Here is a 20,351-nt window from a genome sequence, read left to right as displayed (position 1 = left end):
GAAAGACAAGGGCATAGGCCTTACGGCCATGCCCGCAGGCTTGAAAGGCAAGGTTGGGTGCTACCGGTGGTCGGCGATATAGCCCAAAGCGACGGCGGTATAGGCCGCGGCGCCGAGAGGAAGCTCGGCATCGTTAAAACGTGCCTTGGGATGGTGCTGGGCAAAGTGTTCGTCCGTGTCGGTTACGGCCGCGCCCACGGTAAAGTACGCACTCGGAATCTCGCTCGAGATAAGCGCAAAGTCCTCACTCGCCATGGCATGGAAAAGCGGCAAGAAAGCCACCTTGGGCAGCACTGCGCCCACGTAGCCAAGCGACGCCTGAGTCATATCGCTGTCGAGTACAAGCGGCGGAACATCCGAAAGCGTCTCGATGGTCGCCGGCGTACGATATGTTGCGGCAACGCCGTTAACGACCTCCGCGATGCGGGTCTTTAGGTGCTCCATGAGCTCAACATCAAAGCCGCGCAGCGTTCCCTCAAGCACGCAGGTGTCGGGGATGACGTTGGCCGCCAAGCCGCCGGCAAACTTACCAACGGTAAGTGCGACTTCCTTGGCCGCCGGCACCTCGCGGGAGATGAGCTCCTGAAGTGCCAGATGCACATGCACGCCGGCCGTGATGGGGTCGATGCAAATCTCGGGGCTCGAGCCATGGCCGCCCTTGCCTTGAAGCGTGATGCGAAAACCGTACACGCCCGAGAGCGCCGGGCTGCCGTAGAGCACCAAACCAAGCGGCGACTGGCTATTGACATGCATGGCAAAGGCGACCTGAGGACGCGGGTTCTGCAGCAGACCGTCGGCGATGGCGGCGCGGGCACCCTCAAAGGTTTCCTCGCCCGGCTGGAACAGCAACTTAACCGTGGCGTTGGCATCAACAAGCTCTGCCTCGCGCGCTTTGAGCATACGAGCCGCACCAAGCAGCGCCGTCGCGTGCATATCGTGACCGCAAGCGTGCATGCAGCCGTTGGTGGATGCAAAGGGCTCGCCGGATTCCTCGGCAACGGGCAGGGCGTCCATGTCGCCACGGAGCATGATGACCGTACCGGCCTGCTCATTCGTGCAGACGCCATTACCCTGGGCCGCGGCGGCACCGGCGCCGACAAGGCCCACAACGCAGGAACCATCGACGAGCGTGGCAAACGGGATGTCCATCTCGGTCAGGCGCGCTTGGATATACGCAGAGGTCTGTGGGAGGCTATTACCCAGCTCGGGCATCTGGTGTAGATCGTGTCGCCACGCAGCGAGCTCGTCTGCAAAAGCCTGAGCTTCTGCAACAAGACCGTCACCGATAGCGGTCTGCGCCGCTGCGGTGGCCTTGGGCGCTGATTGCGGTTGAAGATCGGACAAAGCTGGTGCCATAGATGCCCTCCAGTATCGTTTTTGCAGCAAGCACTTTGATAGCATAAAGTGCAAGGTACTACTTTAAGGGCGAGGCATAAAAAATGCCGCCCCGGGAGGGCGGCGCAACAAGTTGTTTACAATTGCGGGCGCGGCTTTCGACGCAAAAAATCGAAGTGAGTCTCGCTCAAGATAATCGACAGGAAGATGAGCGCGAAGCCGGCGAGCAGGCGCGAGGTGAGCGCCTCCCCCATCAGCAGCACCGAGAACAGCACACCCGAAGGCGACTCCATCGAAAGGAGCAGCGAGCCCGTCGAGGCCGGGACATGCGCCAGGCCGACGTTTTGGATGAGCAGAGCCACGCATGTGCAGCCCACCGAGAGAAACGCCATCGCAGTGATAAAGCTCGGCGTCCACACGGACAGAGGCGCTTGGGTCTCGAATAGCAGCGACGTTGCCAGGCTCAGCACGCCGTTGCCCACAAACATCCAAAACGTGATGACGTTGATGTCCATTTTGCGACCGTACTTGGCAGTCACCGCCATCTGGATGGCGAAAAAGACCGCACCCGCCAGCGTAATGACGTCACCGATGTTGAATTCAACGCTATCGAGCGCCACCAAACCAATGCCCGCCAAGCACAGCAGTGCCGCGCCCAGGTTATAGCGGGTGAGTTTTTCGCCGCTCAGAAAATAGCTCGCGAACGGCACAAGGATGCAGTACGTGCCCGTCAAAAAAGCATTCTTGCCCGCCGTAGTATGTGCCAGACCGACCGTCTGCAACGCATAGGCCGCCCACATGAGCACGCCCATACTCAGGCCAACGATCAGGTTGCGAGCGTTGAAATGTGCAATGATGCGCTTGTGGAAGACGGCAAACATGACCAACGCTGCGGGCAGAAAGCGTACATAGAGCAGCTCGAACACCGGAATGGTGTCGAGCGCATCCTTCATAGTGGTAAAGGAGTAGCCCCAGATAATCGCCACCGAAAGCAGCAGAACTTTCCAGAACAGCGGCGAGCGAGCGCCGGCGCCGCGGGAGGTGCCGCCCGCGCCTAGGTCCTCGCGAGCAACAGGGCTATCGGGCAAGTTTTCGATTTCGTTGGCAGCGTATTGGGCCATGGAACATCCTCACACTCAAACTGGGCGTGGTGTCCGCACGCGTAAGGCTGCGTGCCGCCTCATGGTCAAATAAAAACGGGACGCGCCGGACCCCCGGCACGCCCCGCTACTGTAGCAACAACCAAGCAACCCGTGCAATCCAGCCCACTAAAGCGTTTTGTTCCGCCGTTCTACCGAACGGCGGACCGGCCGACGCTGCGCGAGCCGCATTCACACCAATCTGACGTTCAATTTCAAGGGCGCGACCAGAAGGTCAGCGCCCTTTCATTTCACGTCACCTTGGCGCAAATGCGGCTCGCTCGCTGACATTGCCGCAGCATCAGCGTTTACATTGTTGCGCTAGATTAATTTAGTACTCTCCAGCTTTTCGATGATCCAGTCGTTAGCTTTGATAACCGGACGGCGGAAGACGACGCCCAGGGCCAGCGACGGAATCAGGTAGCTCGCCAAGATACCCAGCTCAATCCAGTACTCCATATGGTAGGCACCGGCCATGGCGGCGTGCATGGCGTTGATGCCGTGAGTAAACGGCAGGAACGGGTAGATCGCCTGGAACACGGGGCCGGTCATCTCGATGGGGAACGTACCGCCCGAACCGCCGACCTGCATGACCAGCAGCACGACGGCGAGGGCCTTGCCGATATCTCCAAACGATACCGTAAGCGTGTAGACGATATTGGAGAACACTAGACTCGCGACCCAGCCCGCCAGCACAAACTGCAGGGGATTGTCGCACTGGATGCCAAAGAACAGAATGTCGCCCGCGCACACGAGCGTTGCCTGCAGCAGAGCCAGACCGCCAAAGAACAGGTAGCGACCCAGGTAGATCTCGTGCAGGCGCACGGGGATGAGCTCGTTGATAAGCTCATCGTCAACCGAAACCTTCATCATGGCCGCCAGTACGATCGAGCCGACCCATAGCGACAGAATCGTGTAGAACGGCGCCATAGCCGAGCCGTAGTTGCGGATCGGATAGACCGGCTTGCGATCGAGTGCGACAGGGCCGGAAAGCGACACGGCGAGGCCCTCGGGGTCGTTGCCGATCATTGTCTTAATCATGGCCAGGTCACCCGAGATCAGAGCGCTATCAAGCTCGTCCTTAAAGGCACTGATCTTGTTCGACGCCTCGCCCAGCTGATCGGAAGCCTTGTTGACCAGCTTTGCAGCCTTGGAGAGACCCTTCGCGAGCGAACCAGAGGCGTCGGTCAGACCGCTCACGGCGCTATCCAAGTCACCCGAGATACCGTTCAGGGAATCCAGAACGCCCGAAATGGTCTTCTTGAGTTCCTTGGCCTTAACCGAGAACGTAGAATCGTAGTCGGACTTGGCTCCCGAGATACCCGCCTTGGCATCGGCGATGGCCTGGTCGACCTCGGCACGCGAGTTGTTGACCTCCGCCATGCTGTCCGAAAGGGACTTTGCGGTCGCCGTCAGATCCTTCGCATTGTTGCGGTACTCCACGGCAATTCTGCCCAGCGACGTCGCAGCGGACTTGAGGCCGTCTTTGAGCTTGTCATCGCTCATCTGGTCGGCAAGGTTGCGGAGCCGATCGGCCATCGCATCGATATCGTCAGCACGCGTATTGAGCGCCGCTGCGGCTTCGTTGAGCTGAGACACCGTAAGGTCAACATGCTGATTCGCGGCATCGAATGCCTTCGCAAGCTCGGCGGACACGTTGTCGAACGAGCCCGCGCTTCCGTCAATCGCCGCGTCAACGGCATCGTTGGCGGCCTTGAGCGCTTCCTTGGAATCATTGATGCCGCTCTTGGCGTGCTCCATCAGCTGCTTCGTCGACTCATCAACGGTGCCCGTCTGCTCGAGCATGCCGCCCGCCGATGTCAGCGAATCGGACGTAGAGCTCAAAATGCCCGCGAGCGACGTCGCGCTCGCCTGAACGTCCTGCAGGTCCTCGACCGAATCGCCCAGCGTAGAGGACAGATTGGCGATAAAGTTGCTCACTTGGTCGGTGCTCATGTAATCGAGCAGGCTGGACACCGTCTTAAGGCCGATGGACGTGATGGTCTTGGTAAAGGTCTCGTTGACCTGGCTCTGGACGGCGCTCGAGCCCTTCTCGGTCACGATCTGTGCGATGGCGTTGGCCTTCTGGTTCTCATAGAACTCGATATCGGCGTGCTTCACGTCGGTCGAGAAGAGCGTCATCATGTCTGCGCTAAAACTTTTAGGGATAACAACGGCAGCGTAGTACGCGCCCGACTTAACGCCCTCAATCGCCTTATCACGGTCGTTGAGGACGACCCAATCGAAGTTCTCGTTGCCGCGCAGGGTGGCGGTTACGTTTTCGCCCACGTTGACCTCGACGGGAATCAGATCGCTCTCGTAGCCCTCATCGGTGTTGACCACTGCAATCTTAAGGTTGCCGGTATTGCCGTAGGGATCCCAGCTTCCGGCGATGTTAAACCACGCGTACAGGCATGGCACGATGATCAGGCCCATCACAACAACCAAGCCGATCACGGAGCGAGACACGTTTTGGACATCGCGCTTAAACAGGTGCAGGATGTTTTTCATTTATGCCTCACCTCCTTTAGAGTGCTTGCCAAGCGGGGTGGTGTCCCCGTCGTTTCCGCTTACGTTGTCAACGTCGTCGGCATCTTGAGCCTTACGATGCACACCGATATGCGGCAGACGGCTCGTGGGCTGTTCGCTGTCCTTGGTGCCCCGCTCGCTGGCGTTGAGACCAAACATGCGACGGGCAGCAGGGATGGCGGCCGTGTGCTCGCGCATCTCACGGCGAAGGTCCTCGTCCGAAAGCGCCGAGATACGCATCTGGGTATTGAGGCTCGCACGGATATACTCGATGTTGATGAGCCAGCCACAGATGGCGATAACCGAAATGATCCAGATAACGAGCAGGATGATCTTGCCGTTATTGTCGATATCGAGCACCGTCGAGAGCACAAAGAGCAGGACCTGCACGCCTACCACGGCAGCAAAACCGCCCTTGATGTAGTACGGGTAGCGATGCTCAAACGCCACGGCATGATCGAGCAGCTCGCGACGGTACGAATCCGAATCGAGCATGACGCGCATGGCCGTGCGCAGCGAATAGCGCTGGCGCGGCAGGTCGTTGGACTCGCAGATCATGAGGCCCGTCGTGGAAAGCTGCTTATCAAAGAGCAGATTGAGGTTGAGCAGCAACGGGCGCAGCTGCAGACCGATAAAGAGCGCCACGATCAAGAACACGCCCAGGATGCACAGGTTGAACAGGTAGTTGAACGAGTACATGCCGCCGACGGTCTCGCGCAGCAGGTTGATGCCATAGGTGAAGGGCAGCAGCGGATGCAGCCATTGGAAGAAGCCGGGCATCATCTCGATGGGATACATGCCCGACGAGCCGGGGATCTGCACAATGACGAGGATGACGCCAATGGCTTTACCGATATGCTTAAAGGTGGTGGACAGCGCATAGATGATGTTGACGTAGGTGAACGAGATAGCGATGCCGCCCAGCACGAACAGCAGCGGGTTGACGCACTGCACGCCAATCACCAAATCGCCCACCGTAACGATGATGGCCTGGAACGCACCCAGGATCACCATCAGCAGCCAGCGGCCAAAGTAGCCCTGACGCGCCGTAAAGCTACCGATGCCCTCGCGGTCGACCTCGAGCTTGTAGATAGCGATGAGCACATAGCCGCCTACCCACAGCGCCAGATTGGTGTAGAAGGGAGCGATGCCCGAGCCAAAGCTCTTGACTGGATAGATTGACTTGGACGTCAGCTCAACCGGAGATGCCATGAAATCTGCCACGTCATCGACGTCGACGTCCATGAGGTCGGCTAACTCGCCCATAGACTCAGAGGTCTGTAGCGCCGCAATGTCATTGGCGGCGGTCGCGAGCTTGTCCTGAACCTTGGCAAGGGAGGCGTCGGTTTGGGACAGCGTGGTCTTTGCCTGCTTGAGCGTGGCGTCGAGCTGCGCCAGCGTGCCGCGCGCATTTGCAAGTGTAGGTGTCATACCCGAGACGATACCGGTCAGGTCGCCCGAAACGGCAGCAAAAGAGTCGAGCGCGCTCGAGGCCTTCGGCAGCGCGTTTTGGCCCAAGTCCGTCTGGGCTTGGCCAAGGTTGGTCGCACCGGTATGAATTGCGTTATTGATAGCGTCACTGGCACCCGAAACAGCCGCTGCGTCATTCGCCATGGCGCTCGACTGCGCGGACAGACCGTCCTTGATGCTCTGAAGCTTTTCATTCTGCTCTCGAAGCAAATCGATGGTCGATACAATGCGCGCGTCAATTTCCTCGGAACCTGTCGACGTGTCATTGGCGAGAATCTCCAAGTGCCCGATAACGGCCTTATTGTGGTCGATCGTCGCTTGAAGAGACTCGAGCGAGTTGTCGATACGGGTGGTCGTAGATGTGACCGCGCCCGTCAGCTTGCCGATGGCAGCGTTCGCAGAGGCCGACGTCTTGGTGAGCGCAAGGCTGCCTTCCGAGAGCGCCTTGGAGAGCGAGGTGATGGAGTTGCCCGCCGTGGTGCGAGCTTCGCTCAGCAGGTCGTTGCCCTGGGAGATCGCCTGCGTCAGCGACGGTGCCTGGCCTTGCAAGCCGGCAAGTGCCGCATCAGCCGAGGCGATAGCGCCGCTCGTCTTATCGATGGCGGCATTCATATCGCCAATCGAATCGCGCACCTCGCCCAAGGTGTCGGACGCCTCGGACACCGAACTTGCCAGCGAGTCCTGAGTCTGGGTTGCCTTGTCCTTTAAATCGACACCGGCATCCTTGGCGATACCGGCAACAGTCTTGCCTACCGTAGAGACAAATTCCGAGTTGATCTGCTCCTCGATGGTGTTTGCACCGGTATCGGTAACCTTGGGCGCAATGGCGCTCTTCTTCTCATTGACGTAGTACGTGAGCTTGGGCTGATGGTAGTTGCCGTCGAGCATCGAAACCAGGTTATCCGAGAAGTTCTTGGGAATCACGATAGCGGCATAGTACTCGCCGCTCTCGACGCCCTCCTTGGCATCGGCCGTCGAGTCGACGAACGTCCAGCCCAACTGATGATTCTCCTTGAGCTGGTCGACCACTTTGTCGCCAGCGTTGAGCTCACCCACCAAGTCGTTTTGGGTGCCTCGATCGTTGTTGGCGATAGCAATCTTGATGCCTTGGGTGTTTCCATACGGATCCCAGTTTGCCACGATGTTATACCAGGCATACAGCGAGGGAATAACGCACACGCCTAGGGTAACCACCAGGGCGACGGGGTTCACAAGCAGTCGCTTAATGTCGCGCTTAAATATCGCAAAGGACACCTTTGCATTGGATAGTTTGCTGCCGAGACTCACGCTTGGACCATCCATCCTGTCGTTAAATCGAATCGTACTATCGACAACCATTGTAGTAGGCGCTTTAACGTCTCAAAGCACAATGGTGTTGAGTTTTGCGGGTAGCAATATACTACGAAGATGAGTTAACGTACAGATGTACAGTATCCTAAATTTCAGCAGGTCACAAAACCACAACCCGCACAAATTAGCAATTCAAATAGTCATCGGGGACGTTCTTAAACGACTAGTCAAACAAAAACGTCCCCAATGACTACTTAGGACCACGGCAACGTCGATGTTTTGGCAATGCCAGCGAGCGGGCGCCAGAGCGAACAAATTGGCATGAAAAGAGGACGGCATAGACCTTCTGGTCATGCCGTCCTCTTTGAATGACAAGTTGTCGCTCTGGCGCCCGCGCAGCGTCGACTGGTCCGCCGTTCGTTAGAACGGCGGAACTGAGGGCAGCGTCGAGCCGTTACGCGGTTTGGTAAAACCGCGTAAATACCTAACTACATCAAGTTGCAAACAGCTGCTGCGAAGGCAACGGGGTCCTCGGGCAGAATGCCCTCGACCAGCAGGGCCTGGTCATAGAGCAAACCGGAGTACTGCTTGATCTTGTCGGCGTCGCCCGCCTTCTGAGCGGCGACGAGCTTGGAAAAGACCGGGTGCTTGGCGTTGAGCTCGAGCACGCGCTGGCTCTTGGGCATACCGTCGGGCGCGCCCTCGGGACCCTTCTGGAGCACCTTCTCCATCTCGAGCGAAAGCGGGCCCTCGGTGGTGATGCACGCGGGGGCATCGGTCAGGCGCGCAGAGACGGCAACCTTCTCGACCTTGTCGCCGAGTGCCTCCTTCATGGCGTTAAAGAGGTCCTCGTTCTCCTTGGTGGCGTCCTCGGCCTCCTTTTTCTCGTCCTCGGTCGCCAGGTCAAGATCACCGGTTGCGACGTTCTTGAGCTCCAGGTGACGATCCTCAACCTCGGGCTCGGCACCATCGGCCACGGCCTTCTCGGCAGCCTCGCGGGCGGCATCGTCCTCGTAGATCTTGGGCATATCAGCGGCAACGTACTCACGCATAGCCTGGAAGGTGAACTCATCCACGTCCTGCGTCAGCAGCAGCACGTCATAGCCGCGGTCGAGCACGCCCTTTACCACGGGCATCTTGGCCAAGCGCTCACGCGAGTCGCCGGCGGCGTAGTAGATGGCCTTCTGATCCTCGGGCATGCCCTTGGCATACTCGGCCAGGGTAATCATCTTCTGTTCCTTGGCAGACCAGAACAGCAACAGATCGGCGAGCTCATCGGCCTTCATGCCATAGCTCGAGTAGATGCCGTACTTAAGACCGCGGCCAAAGTTCTCAAAGAACTTCTCGTAGGCCTCGCGGTCGTTGTCACGCATATCCTCAAGGTCGGCGGTGATCTTCTTTTCCACACGCTTGGCGATGGCCTTGAGCTGACGGTTCTGCTGCAGCGTCTCACGCGAGATGTTGAGCGACACATCGGCGGAATCCACGACGCCGCGGACAAAGTTGTAGTAGTCGGGCAGCAGGTCGTCGCACTTCTCCATGATCAGGACGTTGGAGCTGTAGAGTGCCAGACCCTTCTCGTAATCCTTGCTGTACAGATCGAACGGCGCGCGGCCCGGCACAAACAGCAGGGCATCGTACTCGAGCGTGCCCTCGGCATGGAAGCTGATGGTGCGCGCAGGATCGTCAAAGTCGTGGAACGTGGACTTGTAGAACTCGTCGTAGTCCTTCTGCTCGACATCGGAGCTGTGCTTCTTCCAGATCGGCGTCATGGAGTTGACGGTCTCGAGCTCCTGGTAGTCCTCGTACTCGGGCGTGTAGTCATCGCCAGCATCCTCGGGCTTGGGCTTCTGGCGGCTCTTGGACACCATCATCTGGATCGGGTAACGCACATAGTTACTGTACTGCTGAATTAGGCTCTTGAGGCCCCACTCGGTCAGGAAGCGATCGTAGGTCTCGGCCTCGCCGTCGGCATCGAGCTTCTCGTTCTCGCGCAGCGTCAGGATGACATCGGTACCGTGCTCGGCACGCTCGCCGTCCTCGATGGTGTAGCCCTCAAGACCGTCGGATTCCCACACATGGGCGACATCCTCGCCGTAGGCGCGGCTGACGACCTTCACATGGCTGGCGACCATAAAAGCCGAGTAGAAGCCCACGCCAAACTGGCCGATGATGTCGACATCGGAGCCCTGCTGCTCGGCGTTCTCGGTCTTAAACTCCTCGGAGCCGGAATGGGCGATGGTGCCCAGATTGCGCTCGAGCTCCTCGGCGGTCATGCCAATGCCGTTATCCGAGATGGTAATGGTGCGGGCGTCTTTATCAAAGGAGACGCGAATGGCCAGGTCGCCCTGGTTGATCTTGACGCTCGGATCCTGCAGGCTCTTAAAGTTGAGCTTGTCGACGGCGTCGCTCGCGTTAGAGATAAGCTCACGCAGGAAGATTTCCTTATTGGTGTAGATGGAGTTGATCATGAGGTCGAGCAGTTTTTTGCTCTCGGTCTTAAATTGACGCATGTGCAGTCCTTTCGCGCTACCCCCGTCCGCAAAAACGGCCCGGTTGCCCGAGCCGCATCGCAGACCTGCTATGTTCAGACTTAGATTTTATAACCCAATAGCGCGCATATATACATACGGAATCGAAAAACTGTATGTCCGAGCGCTCCAATGCGTCAATTGCCAAGGAGTGTCCCCAGCTGCCGGCAGAAAAGGAACGTCCCTATCTGCCATCTACGCGCTTGGCCATCCAGACATGGGGCTGGCCCTCGTCTTCGTAATCTACCGGGGCAATTTGCGTGTAGCCCGCCTTTGCATAGAGCGGCAACACGTATTCCTGCGCATGCAGCTTAATAAGCTTAGCGCCGGCATCGCGTGCACACGAAGCACTGGCCTCGACGATCGCACTCGCCAGTCCGCGACGACGCATAGCCGGCAGCACGGCGACGCGCCCCATAATGTAGGCCTCCCCCGCCGCAACGCCTTCGTCCATGTCGCATGCCGGCAACACCGGGGCCTCTGCGTCAGCCACGCGCTCAAGCTCCTCGGGAAACACGCGCGAGCAACCGGCAAGCTCGCCGTCTACATAGAGCGTCACATGAATGCAGTTCTGATCCTCGTCGATAGCGTCGAACTCATTCTCGTAGCCCTGCTCGTCCATAAAAACGACGCGGCGCACCAACGCCGCGTCATCAAAGCATCCCGTCTTAAGTTGGATATCCATGGCTGCCCTTTCATTCAATGCGAACGTTAGGGACAGATATTAGCGAAAATGAGCTCCGCGCACGCTAAACTTCGCGCGAGCCTTCGCCAGGCAGTCGTAATGACCCACGTTATGGGCATCGCTCGCGATGAAGCTGTACAGGTTCTGATCGAACAGGCGCTGTGCCGGCTTTTTTTCGCGACCAAAGCGACCGCCGGCAATAAAGTCCGCCGAAGCCTGCAGCTTGCAGCCCATATCGACCAGGCGCTCCGCCACGCTTACATCCTTTTGAACCGCACGATAGCGCTCAGGATGAGCGATGATCACCTGGTAGCCACGGCACTGCAAATCGTAAATCGTGTTCTCGTACTCTCTAAACGCATACGCATCGGCATGCGTCGAAAGCTCGAGCAGAAACTCGTTGGTTCCATCGAAATGCAAGTGCTCCGCGGCATCGATACCAAGTTCAACGAGCTTTCGATGGTTGACCTCGAAGCCCATCTGGAGCGGAAAACCGTCAGCGTTATCACGCAGCAGTTCAAAGGCATCCCACATCTTGTCGTAATCAAAATAGGGATCACGGCAGTGAGGAGTGCAAACGATTCTGGTTACACCGGCCCGCTTGGCAGCCTCGAGCATCGCCAAGCTCTCATCGAGATCGGCGGCGCCGTCGTCTACACCCGGCAAGATATGGCAATGAATGTCACGCATAGGTCAGCCTTAATCAACTAAACGTTTGCTCGGTTGGTGAAGATGCCCTTTTTGGAAGTCCCCTGATCGTCCGAGCCCTTCTTCACCTTCTTACCGTCCTTGGTGTAGTAGGAGTAGTAGTACTCGCTGGTCTCGGTCTCGCAGTAGTTCATAACGGTACCGATGAGCTTGACCTTTTCGGACTTCTTAAGCTGGCCGATAGCGTTGAGTGCCTCCTCGCGCTTGGTGAAGTCCTCGCGCACCACGAACAGCGTACCGTCGGTCAGGCTGGCAATCTCGGCAGCATCGATGAAGGTGCCGACCGGGGGAGCATCAAAGATGACGTACTGGAACTTGGCGGACAGTGCCTTTACCAACTTGGCAAAGCGGTGAGAGACAATGATGTCGGCAGGATTGGGAATATGCGGCTCGGCATCGAGGAAGTAGAAGTTCTTCTGACCCGTCTCGACAATTGCCTGGTCAATGGAGATCTGCTCGGAAAGGACCGCATAGAGTCCGCCGCGCGAACGAACGCCGAGCATATCGGAAAGGGACCTGCGGCGCATATCAGCCTCGACCAGGAGCACGGACTTGCCGCTCGTGGCGATAGCCTGGGCAAGGTTGATGGAAACCGTAGACTTGCCCTCGTTGGGAATCGAGGACGTGACGGTAATAGTGCGAATGGGGTCGTCCACGCTCGCAAAGCGGATGTTGGCCAGAAGGGTCTTGGCGGCATTCTGTACAACGAGCTTATCGGTGTTCTTTGCCTTAGCCATGCCTATTTACCACCTTTCATAGCCGGAATTCGGCCAACAACGGGAATGCCCAGGAGCTCTTCTGCCTCTTCGGCACCGCGGATGCGGGTATTGAGCATGTCTGCCAAAACGACATAGGCGACTGCGATAAAGATACCGGCGAGGAACGCGACAGCAACGTACAGCATACGCTTGGGACCGCTGGGGGCTTCGGGGGTCTTAGCCTCGTCGATAACGTTGATGCTCTGGGCAGCGCCGACGTTCTGAGCGACCGTACTCACCGAGCTGGCCATGGCCTTTGCGACCTTAGCCGTCTCCTTGGCATCGGTGCCGGTAACCGAAAGCGTAATGACACGCGTGGTGGTCTCGGAGGAAACAGACACCTTGTAGTCATCCAGATCGGTGAGGCCCAGTTCATTGGCTGCGCCGCTCTTAACGCTATCGCTATCCAGCAGCGTGGCGATATCGTTGGAAAGCATCTGACTCGCCGAGAGATCGTTGTAGCTCATCTGACCGCTATCGTCGGTCTTGGCGAGAATGTACATGCTCGTCGTCGCGGTATAGGTGTTGTCCATCGCAACGAAGGACACGATGCCCATGGCGATCGCGCAGACCACCGGAAGGGTGATGACCAGCTGAAGGTGCTTCTTCAGCAGCTGGAACAGTTCGAGAAGGGTCATGCAGCTTGCCTTTCATTTCCCCAGTTCGGATTGACAAAACTGTCCGTATGTTATCGCATCTTTTTACCGAGACCAAACTCTATACATAAGAAACAGGCTCTCCTGTAAAAATGTCGGAAGCAATCGTAAAATTGCACAACAACGCCGCACCCGAAAGTCAAATGCGGCGTCTGCATCAATATCTATGTTATATCGCTATGCGAATGGCTCGTCCTGCTGTATGGGAAACGTCACCGTAATGGTGGTTCCCACGCCCAACTCGCTCGACAGATCGAGCGTGGCGTGATGATACAGGGCCGCATGCTTGACAATGGCAAGCCCCAGACCGGTTCCGCCGCGTGCCTTGGACCTACTCTTGTCCACGCGATAGAACCGCTCAAATACCTTGCCCTGTTCTTCAGGCGCGATACCGATTCCCGTGTCGGCGACCGCAAGGAACGGATGGCCTTCGTCGTTGGTGCCGCACTGCAGCGTAACCGTACCGCCGGGTCGATTGTAGCGGATGGCGTTGCTTGCCAGATTATAGATGAGCTCGTCAATCAAGCGCGACACGCCCTCGATGACCACAGGCTTGGTCTCATGACTTATCGTCACATTCGCCTGACGGGCGACCTGTTCAAGACGCTGCTCGACCGCGTAGATGGCACGCGAGAGCTCAATAGGCTCCGTGGACCCAATGGGCACCGCCTCGCCCTCAGCTGCACGCTCGGCCTCGTCCAAGTTAGACAGCGTAAGGATATCGTTGACAAGCGCTGCCAAGCGGCCCGCCTCACGATAGATGCGACCGCCAAAGTTGCGCAGGTCGCCCTCGCCCTCGACCATGCCGTTTGCGATGAGCTCGGCATAGCCCGAAATCGCCGTAAGCGGCGTCTTGAGCTCATGGGTGATATTCGCCGTGAACTCGCGGCGCATACGGTCGTTGTCCGCCAGCACCGCCATTTGGCGCTTGAGCTCCTGGCGCTGCGACTCAATACGCTCAAGCATGGGGACCATCTCGGCATAGGCGTGCTCATAGCTACGGCGTGGGTGGTCCAAATCCACCTCTTGCAAAGGCGCGATGATGGCACGGGACTCGCGGCGCGCCATAAAAAACGAGAGTACCGCACCCGCTGCTGCGATAAGCAGCATCGGCGCCACCATCGACAGCAAAATCGCCGCAACGCCAGGCTGGGCCTGCGCCAAGCGGACAACCTGGCCGTTATCAAGGGCGACGGCGCGATACAGCATAATCTCGTCGAGCGTAGAGCTTGCGCGCTCCGCGGAACCCGAACCACTCTCAAAGGCCTCGATGACCTCGGGGCGATCGCCATGGTTGGGCAGTGTGGAAGGCGGCGCCTCGTTGTCGTAGGCAACCGATCCATCCTTGTTAATCAGCGTGATGCGCAAGTCCTCTCGATCGAGGCTACGCAAGAACGGGATGGGCTCCTGCTGCTCGTCGAGGGCGGCAGCAATGAGCTCGGTTTCTTGCGCCAGGTTGGCACTCGTGGCATCCGCCAAGGTGTTTTGCACAAAGAACGCACCCAGCACCGTAAACGCCACGATAACCGCCATGGCGCAGACAAAGATCGTCACAAAAACGCGGTGCGACAGCGTATGTTTTCCCTGGGGGGCGAAGACCACGGGTTACTCCTCCGATGCGGTGGCCGCGGTGTCGTCACCTTCGGCACCATCACCGGCAGAAGGCTCGGCCAAGCGGTAGCCCACGCCGCGCACGGTCTCGATGGCGCTGGCATGCTCGCCCAGTTTTTGGCGAAGCGTCTGCACGTGCACGTCAACGGTGCGCGAACCGCCGTCGAAGTCCCAGCCCCACACGCTCTGCAGCAACGACTCGCGGGTAAAGACCACGCCGGGCTTGCGCATGAGGTACTCGAGCAGGTCGAACTCGCGCAGGGTGAGCTTAAGCGACTCGCCGGCAACAGTCACCTCACGATGGCTGGGCGAGAGCACGATGTCGCCCACGCTGAGCACATCGCTTGCCTGTTTGACCATGCCGCCGCGACGCAGCAGTGCGCGGCAGCGGCTGGCGAGCTCCATGAGCGAAAACGGCTTAGTCAGGTAATCGTCGGCACCGCCATCGAGCGCCATCACCTTGTCGAGCTCGGTATCCTTGGCGGTAAGCATCATGATGGGCACCGTCGCCGTCAGGCGATCGGCACGCAGTCGACGCATAATCGCCAAGCCATCGGTATCGGGCAGCATGATGTCGAGCAGGACGGCATCGGGTACCCGTCGCGCCACGGCAGCCTTAAACTCACCGTCGCACGAAAAGCCTTCGGCCTCAATCCCCTGCTTGCGCAGCGCATAGACCGTCAAATCCCTGATGTTGTCATCGTCCTCGACGTAATAGATCATGTTGAACCCCTTTGCGGCCGGCATGACCGCATCTTAACCCTAAAGGTACCTTTACTAGATGGTATCAGCCAAAACGCCCCGTCAAATAATCCGCCGTGCGCGGATCGGTCGGATTCTTGAAGAGTTGCGCGGTGGGCGCGTGCTCCACCAGCTCACCCAGCAAAAAGAATGCGACCGAATCGGAGATACGCGCCGCCTGCTGCATATTGTGCGTAACGACCACGAGCGTGCAGGTCTCTTTGAGCTCGCAGGCCAGCTGCTCCACCACCAGCGTCGATACGGGATCGAGTGCCGAGGTCGGCTCGTCCATCAGCAGAATGTCGGGCTGCACGGCAAGTGCGCGGGCGATGCACAGGCGCTGCTGCTGGCCGCCCGAAAGACCCAGACCCGACTCTTTGAGCTTGTCCTTGGCCTCGTCCCACAGGGCGGCGCGTCGCAGGGAGTCTTCGACCAGCTCGTCGAGCACGACGCGATCGCGCACACCCATACCGCGCGGCCCATAGGCGACGTTGTCGTAGATGCTCATGGGAAACGGGTTGGGGCGCTGGAACACCATGCCCACGCGCTGGCGAAGGCGGCAGATGTCGTAGTCGCCCAGGATATCTTGACCATCGAGCGCAATCTTGCCCTCGATTCGGCAGTCCTTGATGCCGTCGTTCATGCGGTTAAAGCAGCGCAGCAACGTGGACTTTCCGCAGCCCGAAGGCCCGATGAACGAGGTAATCTGCTTGTCGCGGATCTTGATATTCACGTCCTTGAGCGCATGGTGGTCGCCATAGAACAGGTCGAGGCCCTCAACATCGATTCGCGTCGGCGAGGCGGCAAGATCCTCTGCCGTGGGGCGAGTCGCATCCCCAACCTCGCGCTCGTGCGCGGCCTCGGCCTGCGCTTTCATGAGTTCTTCAAGCTCCGTGGGCTCCACAGCCGCAGCAGCCGTCATACCGCATACCTCCACATCGATATCAATTCAGCAGTATCGATAGTAGGAATCGCGGCTCATATGCACGTGAGCGCATTGTCAAGTGTTTGTAAGGGCACGCTGGCTATGCGGCGGGCAGCTCGATGGTGAATATCGTGTGTTCGGGCGTCGATTCACATGCAACGGTACCGCCGTGCGCGCATACGATCTCCTTGGCGATGGCAAGCCCCAGTCCAGCGCCGCCGCGATTGGTCGCACGCGCCGCATCCAGGCGATAGAACTTCTCAAAGATCACCTTGAGCTTAGCCGCAGGGATGGGATCGCCCTGATTGATAAAGCGCACGCGCACGCCACCGCCGTCCCGGCGTCTGGCCTCGATCGTGATGGTCGAGCCCTCATAGCTATAGGCAATAGCGTTTTTCATGATGTTGTTGAACACGCGAGCCATTTTGTCGCCATCCACGAGCACCGTCAGGTCCTCGCGAATATCAACTTGGACTTCCTTATGCTGCTCGTTGAGGATGGGATAGAACTCGTCAGTCACCTGAGCCAGCAGCAACCCCAGATCAACATAGCCGCGCGTGAGCACGATATCGTGGAAGTCAAAACGCGTGATATCGAAGAACTCTTCGATGAGCGTATCGAGCCGGTGCGCCTTGTCGAGCGCCACGCCCGTAAAGTGCGCACGTTGCTCAACCGGCAGCTCGGGAGCCTCTTGCAGCAGCGAAAGATAGCCCACCACACTGGCAAGCGGGGTGCGTAGGTCATGTGCCAAGTACGTGACCAAATCGTCCTTGCGATGCGACTCGTCACGCAGAGCTTGCTGCACCTTGCGCTCACGGTCACGCACGCGGTTAAGGGCGCCCTCGACCTCCAAGAAGTCGCCGTCGATGTTATCCCAGGTGTCGGGGTGATCGATCAGGCGATCTTGAATACGAGCGGCCAGCACACAATCGGCATGCTGCTCGCCCTGCTCGTAGCCCTGGTAGTACAGGGCGCGGCCACACAAGAACAGCACGCACGCTGCAAGCGCCAGCACAAAGCCAAGCATGTTGAATACAAAGCCGGCATCGAACAGCACCGGCCCTTCGATGCCGCCGAGCGCCATGGCGCCAATCGCCAACGTCATGGCCCACGCGGCGCCGCCAATCACCACGCAGCGGCACACGATCTCAAATCGATCGATCAGCAAAAAGCCGACAAGCAGCACCGCCAAGATTCCGACGATGTTGTCGATGCCAATCAGCAGCAGGCTCAGCAAAAAGAGCAGCACCGTTGCAAGCGCGCGGTTGTCGACGACCGACCTCACGTATTCAAAGAGCCGATCGGGCACCTCGAACGCTTGCCTATCGTCTTTTGTCATATCAAGATCCTCACAAGCGAAAAGCGTTATTCGATGATGTAGCCGACGCCCCAGACGTTTTTGATAAAGCGTGGCTTTTGTGCGTCGTCGCCGATCTTTTCACGCAAGTGGCGAATATGCACCATCACCGTATTGTTGGAGCCGGGCATAAAATCCTCGTTCCACACCGCGCGGAACAGATCCTCCACGGCCACCACACTGCCGCGATGCTCGACCAGATACAGCAAGATGGAATACTCGATGGGCGTGAGGCGCACCGGCGCACCGTCCACCGTCACGGAGCGAGCGTCACGGTTGATCTCGAGGCCGTCGAACTGGATGGTCGGCGACTCGGCCGCCTGTGCACGGCTACCGTAGCTGGTGTAGCGACGAAGCTGAGCGTGCACGCGCGCGATGAGCTCCAGCGGGCGGAACGGCTTAACCACGTAATCGTCCGCGCCAAGCGAAAGGCCCTCGATCTTGTCTTGCTGGGCATCGCGCGCCGTCAGCATGATCACGGGATAGGTATGGCTGGAACGGATCGTACGCAGCAGCTCAAAGCCATCGATATCGGGCAGCATGACATCAAGCAGCGCCAGATCGAACTCCTGCTCCAAAATCGCCTTGGCAGCATCGGCCCCGCTATAGGCAATCTGGACATCAAAGCCCTCTTTTGTAAGGTAGATGCCAACCAAGTCGGCGATGGCCTTCTCGTCATCAACTACCAAAATGCGCTCGTTCATGCGTGCTCCTCTCGCGCTCCATTATGCCTGAGGCGACGCACGCCACACACAACAAGCGTGGGTGATTAAGTCGGCCTTAAGCACCCTTGTGCCCGTTCGGGTGCGGATGTGGGCCAAGCGCGCACGCGATGATCGCCGACGCCGGCAAACGATATACTCTAGTTTCAGAAGAGACCATCCCGTCGAAAGCGAAATCTGTGAAGTCCCTCACCTCTTTTGCAAAGCGCTCAGCCCAGCTTGCCGCCGGCTTTGTCTGCGCTATCGCCCTTGCCGCTGGCGCGCCCACCGTCGCCGGCGCCCAAGTGCTCACGACCGACAATGTTTGCGGCAAAACCGCCGATGCGCGCGGCATCACGGCCGAAAACCTGCCCGATATCGATGCGACCAATGCCCTCGTCATGGGCAAAGACGGCACCGTCTACTATGGGCGCGGCGCCGATGAGCAGGTCAAGATTGCCTCGATCACCAAGGTCATGACCGCAATCCTAACCGTCGAGAATTGCAAGATGGACGAGAAGGTCACGGTGAGCAACGCCGCAGCCACCGTGGGTAATTCGACCGCCGGCTTGCTCGAAGGCGACGAGCTTACCGTGGAGCAGGCACTGCGCGGCCTGATGATTCCCTCGGGCAACGACGCCGCCATCGTGCTCGCCGAATATGTGGGCAAGAAAATCGACCCTAAGACCAAAGACGCCGAGGCCACATTTGTGAAGGCCATGAACGAGCGCGCTAAGAAGCTCGGCTGCACCGGTACGCTTTTTGAAAACCCGCATGGTCTGGACTTTGATGAGTGGGCTGGCGATATGCACTCAACCGCACATGACGTGGCGCTGATGATGCAGGAGGCCATGAAAAACGACACGATCCGCGAGGTCGTAGCGAGCGAGGATTCCTGGATCGAGGTCACGGGCGCCGACGGCACCGACCATTCGCATTCCATGGACACGCATAACTATTTGCTGGGCCAAGATGGCAACATCGGCGGCAAGACCGGCACCACCGACGACGCGGGCTATTGCTTTACGAGCGCCTACAACCGCGACGGCGACGAGATCTACACCGTCGTTTTGAACTCCACCACCACCGACCAGCGCTTTACCGATACCGCAACCCTTGCCAATTGGTACTACGGCCACAAGGTCACGGTCGCGATCGCCAACACGCAGGAAAAGACCGCCAACGGCAACCCGCTTATGGCACGCATTAGCCAGACAGATTGGACGGACAAGACGATCGACGCCACGCTCGCCGACCCCACGGCGCAAGCGACCGTGTTTTCCCTTGCCGGCGAGGTGACCGAAAAGGTTAGCTACGACGATCTTTCGGGCACGGTGCATGTGGGCGACAAGGTGGGCAGCGTTACGCTCAAGCAGGACGGCACCAAGATTGCCGTCGTGGATTTGGTTGCCGACGAGGAAGGCTCGGGGCCGAATCCCATTGAGTGGCTCCTTGTGAAGCTCGACCGCCTGGGCCGCCGCATCGACAACCGCCCACTTGCGGCAGAGAGCGAGACCGTAGCCAAGGCACCCGAGGTGTAGGGCGCAAGAATAATAAGTCCACTGAAAGGAGGCGTCCGAAAGGATGCCTCTTTTTTGAGGGTTCGAATCCCCAGCTAACATTCTTCTAATTAAAAAAGGGCCCCAAATGGGACCCTTCTTTAAAGTTAAACTGGCGGAGAGCTGGGGATGTCCGGGCATGCTACGCATGCCCTCCGGCTTCAAAGCCTGACGGCTTTTCGCCCACGGGCTACAAACGCTCTCGCGTTTGCTTAACGCCCGTGCCCTCTCGGGTTCGAATCCCCGGCTTATAGGACAAAATGTGTGTCCCGATAGAACATCCGTTTCCATCCATTAATCCAGCCAGAACGGGTACGGGTCCCTGTGGTGGAGGTCCTCCCACACTGCCCTGTCGC

The 20,351-nt window shown here is 58.6% G+C and carries 15 protein-coding genes; 1 reads left to right on the top strand and 14 read right to left on the bottom strand.

What is annotated here, in order from left to right; all coding sequences use genetic code 11:
- Nucleotides 1–60: 60 nt before the first annotated feature.
- From FGQ61_RS03365 to FGQ61_RS03300, 14 genes are all read right to left on the bottom strand, one after another.
- Nucleotides 61–1,356 (bottom strand): M20 family metallopeptidase, encoded by a 1,296-nt coding sequence (locus FGQ61_RS03365; protein WP_138374569.1) that lies wholly within the window; start codon nucleotides 1,354–1,356, stop codon nucleotides 61–63.
- A 116-nt stretch (nucleotides 1,357–1,472) separates the two neighbouring features.
- Nucleotides 1,473–2,456 carry a DMT family transporter gene (locus tag FGQ61_RS03360; RefSeq protein WP_138374568.1) on the bottom strand — a complete coding sequence of 328 codons (984 nt, stop codon included), beginning with the start codon at nucleotides 2,454–2,456 and terminating at the stop codon, nucleotides 1,473–1,475.
- Nucleotides 2,457–2,795: 339 nt separating this feature from the next.
- Nucleotides 2,796–4,985, bottom strand: coding sequence for a YhgE/Pip domain-containing protein (locus FGQ61_RS03355; protein ID WP_138374567.1), 2,190 nt, complete (start codon nucleotides 4,983–4,985; stop codon nucleotides 2,796–2,798).
- Nucleotides 4,986–7,760, bottom strand: coding sequence for a YhgE/Pip domain-containing protein (locus FGQ61_RS03350; protein ID WP_249360921.1), 2,775 nt, complete (start codon nucleotides 7,758–7,760; stop codon nucleotides 4,986–4,988).
- A 491-nt stretch (nucleotides 7,761–8,251) separates the two neighbouring features.
- Complete coding sequence (gene htpG / locus FGQ61_RS03345) at nucleotides 8,252–10,276, bottom strand: molecular chaperone HtpG (protein ID WP_138374565.1); 2,025 nt, start codon at nucleotides 10,274–10,276, stop codon at nucleotides 8,252–8,254.
- Nucleotides 10,277–10,478: 202 nt separating this feature from the next.
- A complete protein-coding gene (locus tag FGQ61_RS03340; protein WP_138114010.1) occupies nucleotides 10,479–10,979 on the bottom strand; it encodes a GNAT family N-acetyltransferase in 501 nt (166 codons plus the stop codon).
- Nucleotides 10,980–11,018: 39 nt separating this feature from the next.
- A complete protein-coding gene (locus FGQ61_RS03335) occupies nucleotides 11,019–11,669 on the bottom strand; it encodes a tyrosine-protein phosphatase (protein WP_022094060.1) in 651 nt (216 codons plus the stop codon).
- Nucleotides 11,670–11,686: 17 nt separating this feature from the next.
- Nucleotides 11,687–12,424, bottom strand: coding sequence for a CpsD/CapB family tyrosine-protein kinase (locus FGQ61_RS03330; protein ID WP_055309657.1), 738 nt, complete (start codon nucleotides 12,422–12,424; stop codon nucleotides 11,687–11,689).
- Between the two features lie 2 nt (nucleotides 12,425–12,426).
- Nucleotides 12,427–13,083 carry a YveK family protein gene (locus FGQ61_RS03325; protein ID WP_022094058.1) on the bottom strand — a complete coding sequence of 219 codons (657 nt, stop codon included), beginning with the start codon at nucleotides 13,081–13,083 and terminating at the stop codon, nucleotides 12,427–12,429.
- Between the two features lie 195 nt (nucleotides 13,084–13,278).
- On the bottom strand, nucleotides 13,279–14,703 hold the full coding sequence (locus FGQ61_RS03320) for a sensor histidine kinase (RefSeq protein ID WP_138114007.1): 1,425 nt from the start codon (nucleotides 14,701–14,703) through the stop codon (nucleotides 13,279–13,281).
- 3 nt (nucleotides 14,704–14,706) lie between these two features.
- Nucleotides 14,707–15,435: a response regulator transcription factor gene (locus FGQ61_RS03315; protein WP_050766101.1), complete on the bottom strand. Its 729-nt coding sequence runs from the start codon at nucleotides 15,433–15,435 to the stop codon at nucleotides 14,707–14,709.
- A 64-nt stretch (nucleotides 15,436–15,499) separates the two neighbouring features.
- Nucleotides 15,500–16,375, bottom strand: coding sequence for a phosphate ABC transporter ATP-binding protein PstB (gene pstB / locus FGQ61_RS03310; protein WP_006234803.1), 876 nt, complete (start codon nucleotides 16,373–16,375; stop codon nucleotides 15,500–15,502).
- Nucleotides 16,376–16,478: 103 nt separating this feature from the next.
- Entirely contained in the window at nucleotides 16,479–17,717 is a 1,239-nt protein-coding gene (locus tag FGQ61_RS03305; RefSeq protein WP_055285943.1) for a sensor histidine kinase, read from the bottom strand.
- Nucleotides 17,718–17,743: 26 nt separating this feature from the next.
- The gene (locus FGQ61_RS03300) at nucleotides 17,744–18,439 is read right to left on the bottom strand and encodes a response regulator transcription factor (RefSeq protein ID WP_138374564.1); all 696 of its coding nucleotides are present in this window, start codon (nucleotides 18,437–18,439) and stop codon (nucleotides 17,744–17,746) included.
- A 197-nt stretch (nucleotides 18,440–18,636) separates the two neighbouring features.
- Between FGQ61_RS03300 and FGQ61_RS03295 the strand changes: the two genes are divergently transcribed.
- A complete protein-coding gene (locus FGQ61_RS03295) occupies nucleotides 18,637–19,977 on the top strand; it encodes a D-alanyl-D-alanine carboxypeptidase family protein (RefSeq protein WP_171021491.1) in 1,341 nt (446 codons plus the stop codon).
- Nucleotides 19,978–20,351: the final 374 nt, after the last annotated feature.

This window comes from Collinsella aerofaciens (assembly GCF_005844325.1).
GTDB lineage: Bacteria > Actinomycetota > Coriobacteriia > Coriobacteriales > Coriobacteriaceae > Collinsella > Collinsella aerofaciens_G.
This window is presented reverse-complemented; position numbering and strand designations above follow the sequence as displayed.

Bases quoted from the DNA above. Each gene is read 5' to 3' on its own strand.
- FGQ61_RS03365 (WP_138374569.1), bottom strand. From the start codon at position 1,356: ATGGCACCAGCTTTGTCCGATCTTCAACCGCAATCAGCGCCCAAGGCC.
- FGQ61_RS03360 (WP_138374568.1), bottom strand. From the start codon at position 2,456: ATGGCCCAATACGCTGCCAACGAAATCGAAAACTTGCCCGATAGCCCT.
- FGQ61_RS03355 (WP_138374567.1), bottom strand. From the start codon at position 4,985: ATGAAAAACATCCTGCACCTGTTTAAGCGCGATGTCCAAAACGTGTCT.
- htpG (WP_138374565.1), bottom strand. From the start codon at position 10,276: ATGCGTCAATTTAAGACCGAGAGCAAAAAACTGCTCGACCTCATGATC.
- FGQ61_RS03340 (WP_138114010.1), bottom strand. From the start codon at position 10,979: ATGGATATCCAACTTAAGACGGGATGCTTTGATGACGCGGCGTTGGTG.
- FGQ61_RS03335 (WP_022094060.1), bottom strand. From the start codon at position 11,669: ATGCGTGACATTCATTGCCATATCTTGCCGGGTGTAGACGACGGCGCC.
- FGQ61_RS03330 (WP_055309657.1), bottom strand. From the start codon at position 12,424: ATGGCTAAGGCAAAGAACACCGATAAGCTCGTTGTACAGAATGCCGCC.
- FGQ61_RS03325 (WP_022094058.1), bottom strand. From the start codon at position 13,083: ATGACCCTTCTCGAACTGTTCCAGCTGCTGAAGAAGCACCTTCAGCTG.
- FGQ61_RS03315 (WP_050766101.1), bottom strand. From the start codon at position 15,435: ATGATCTATTACGTCGAGGACGATGACAACATCAGGGATTTGACGGTC.
- pstB (WP_006234803.1), bottom strand. From the start codon at position 16,375: ATGACGGCTGCTGCGGCTGTGGAGCCCACGGAGCTTGAAGAACTCATG.
- FGQ61_RS03305 (WP_055285943.1), bottom strand. From the start codon at position 17,717: ATGACAAAAGACGATAGGCAAGCGTTCGAGGTGCCCGATCGGCTCTTT.
- FGQ61_RS03300 (WP_138374564.1), bottom strand. From the start codon at position 18,439: ATGAACGAGCGCATTTTGGTAGTTGATGACGAGAAGGCCATCGCCGAC.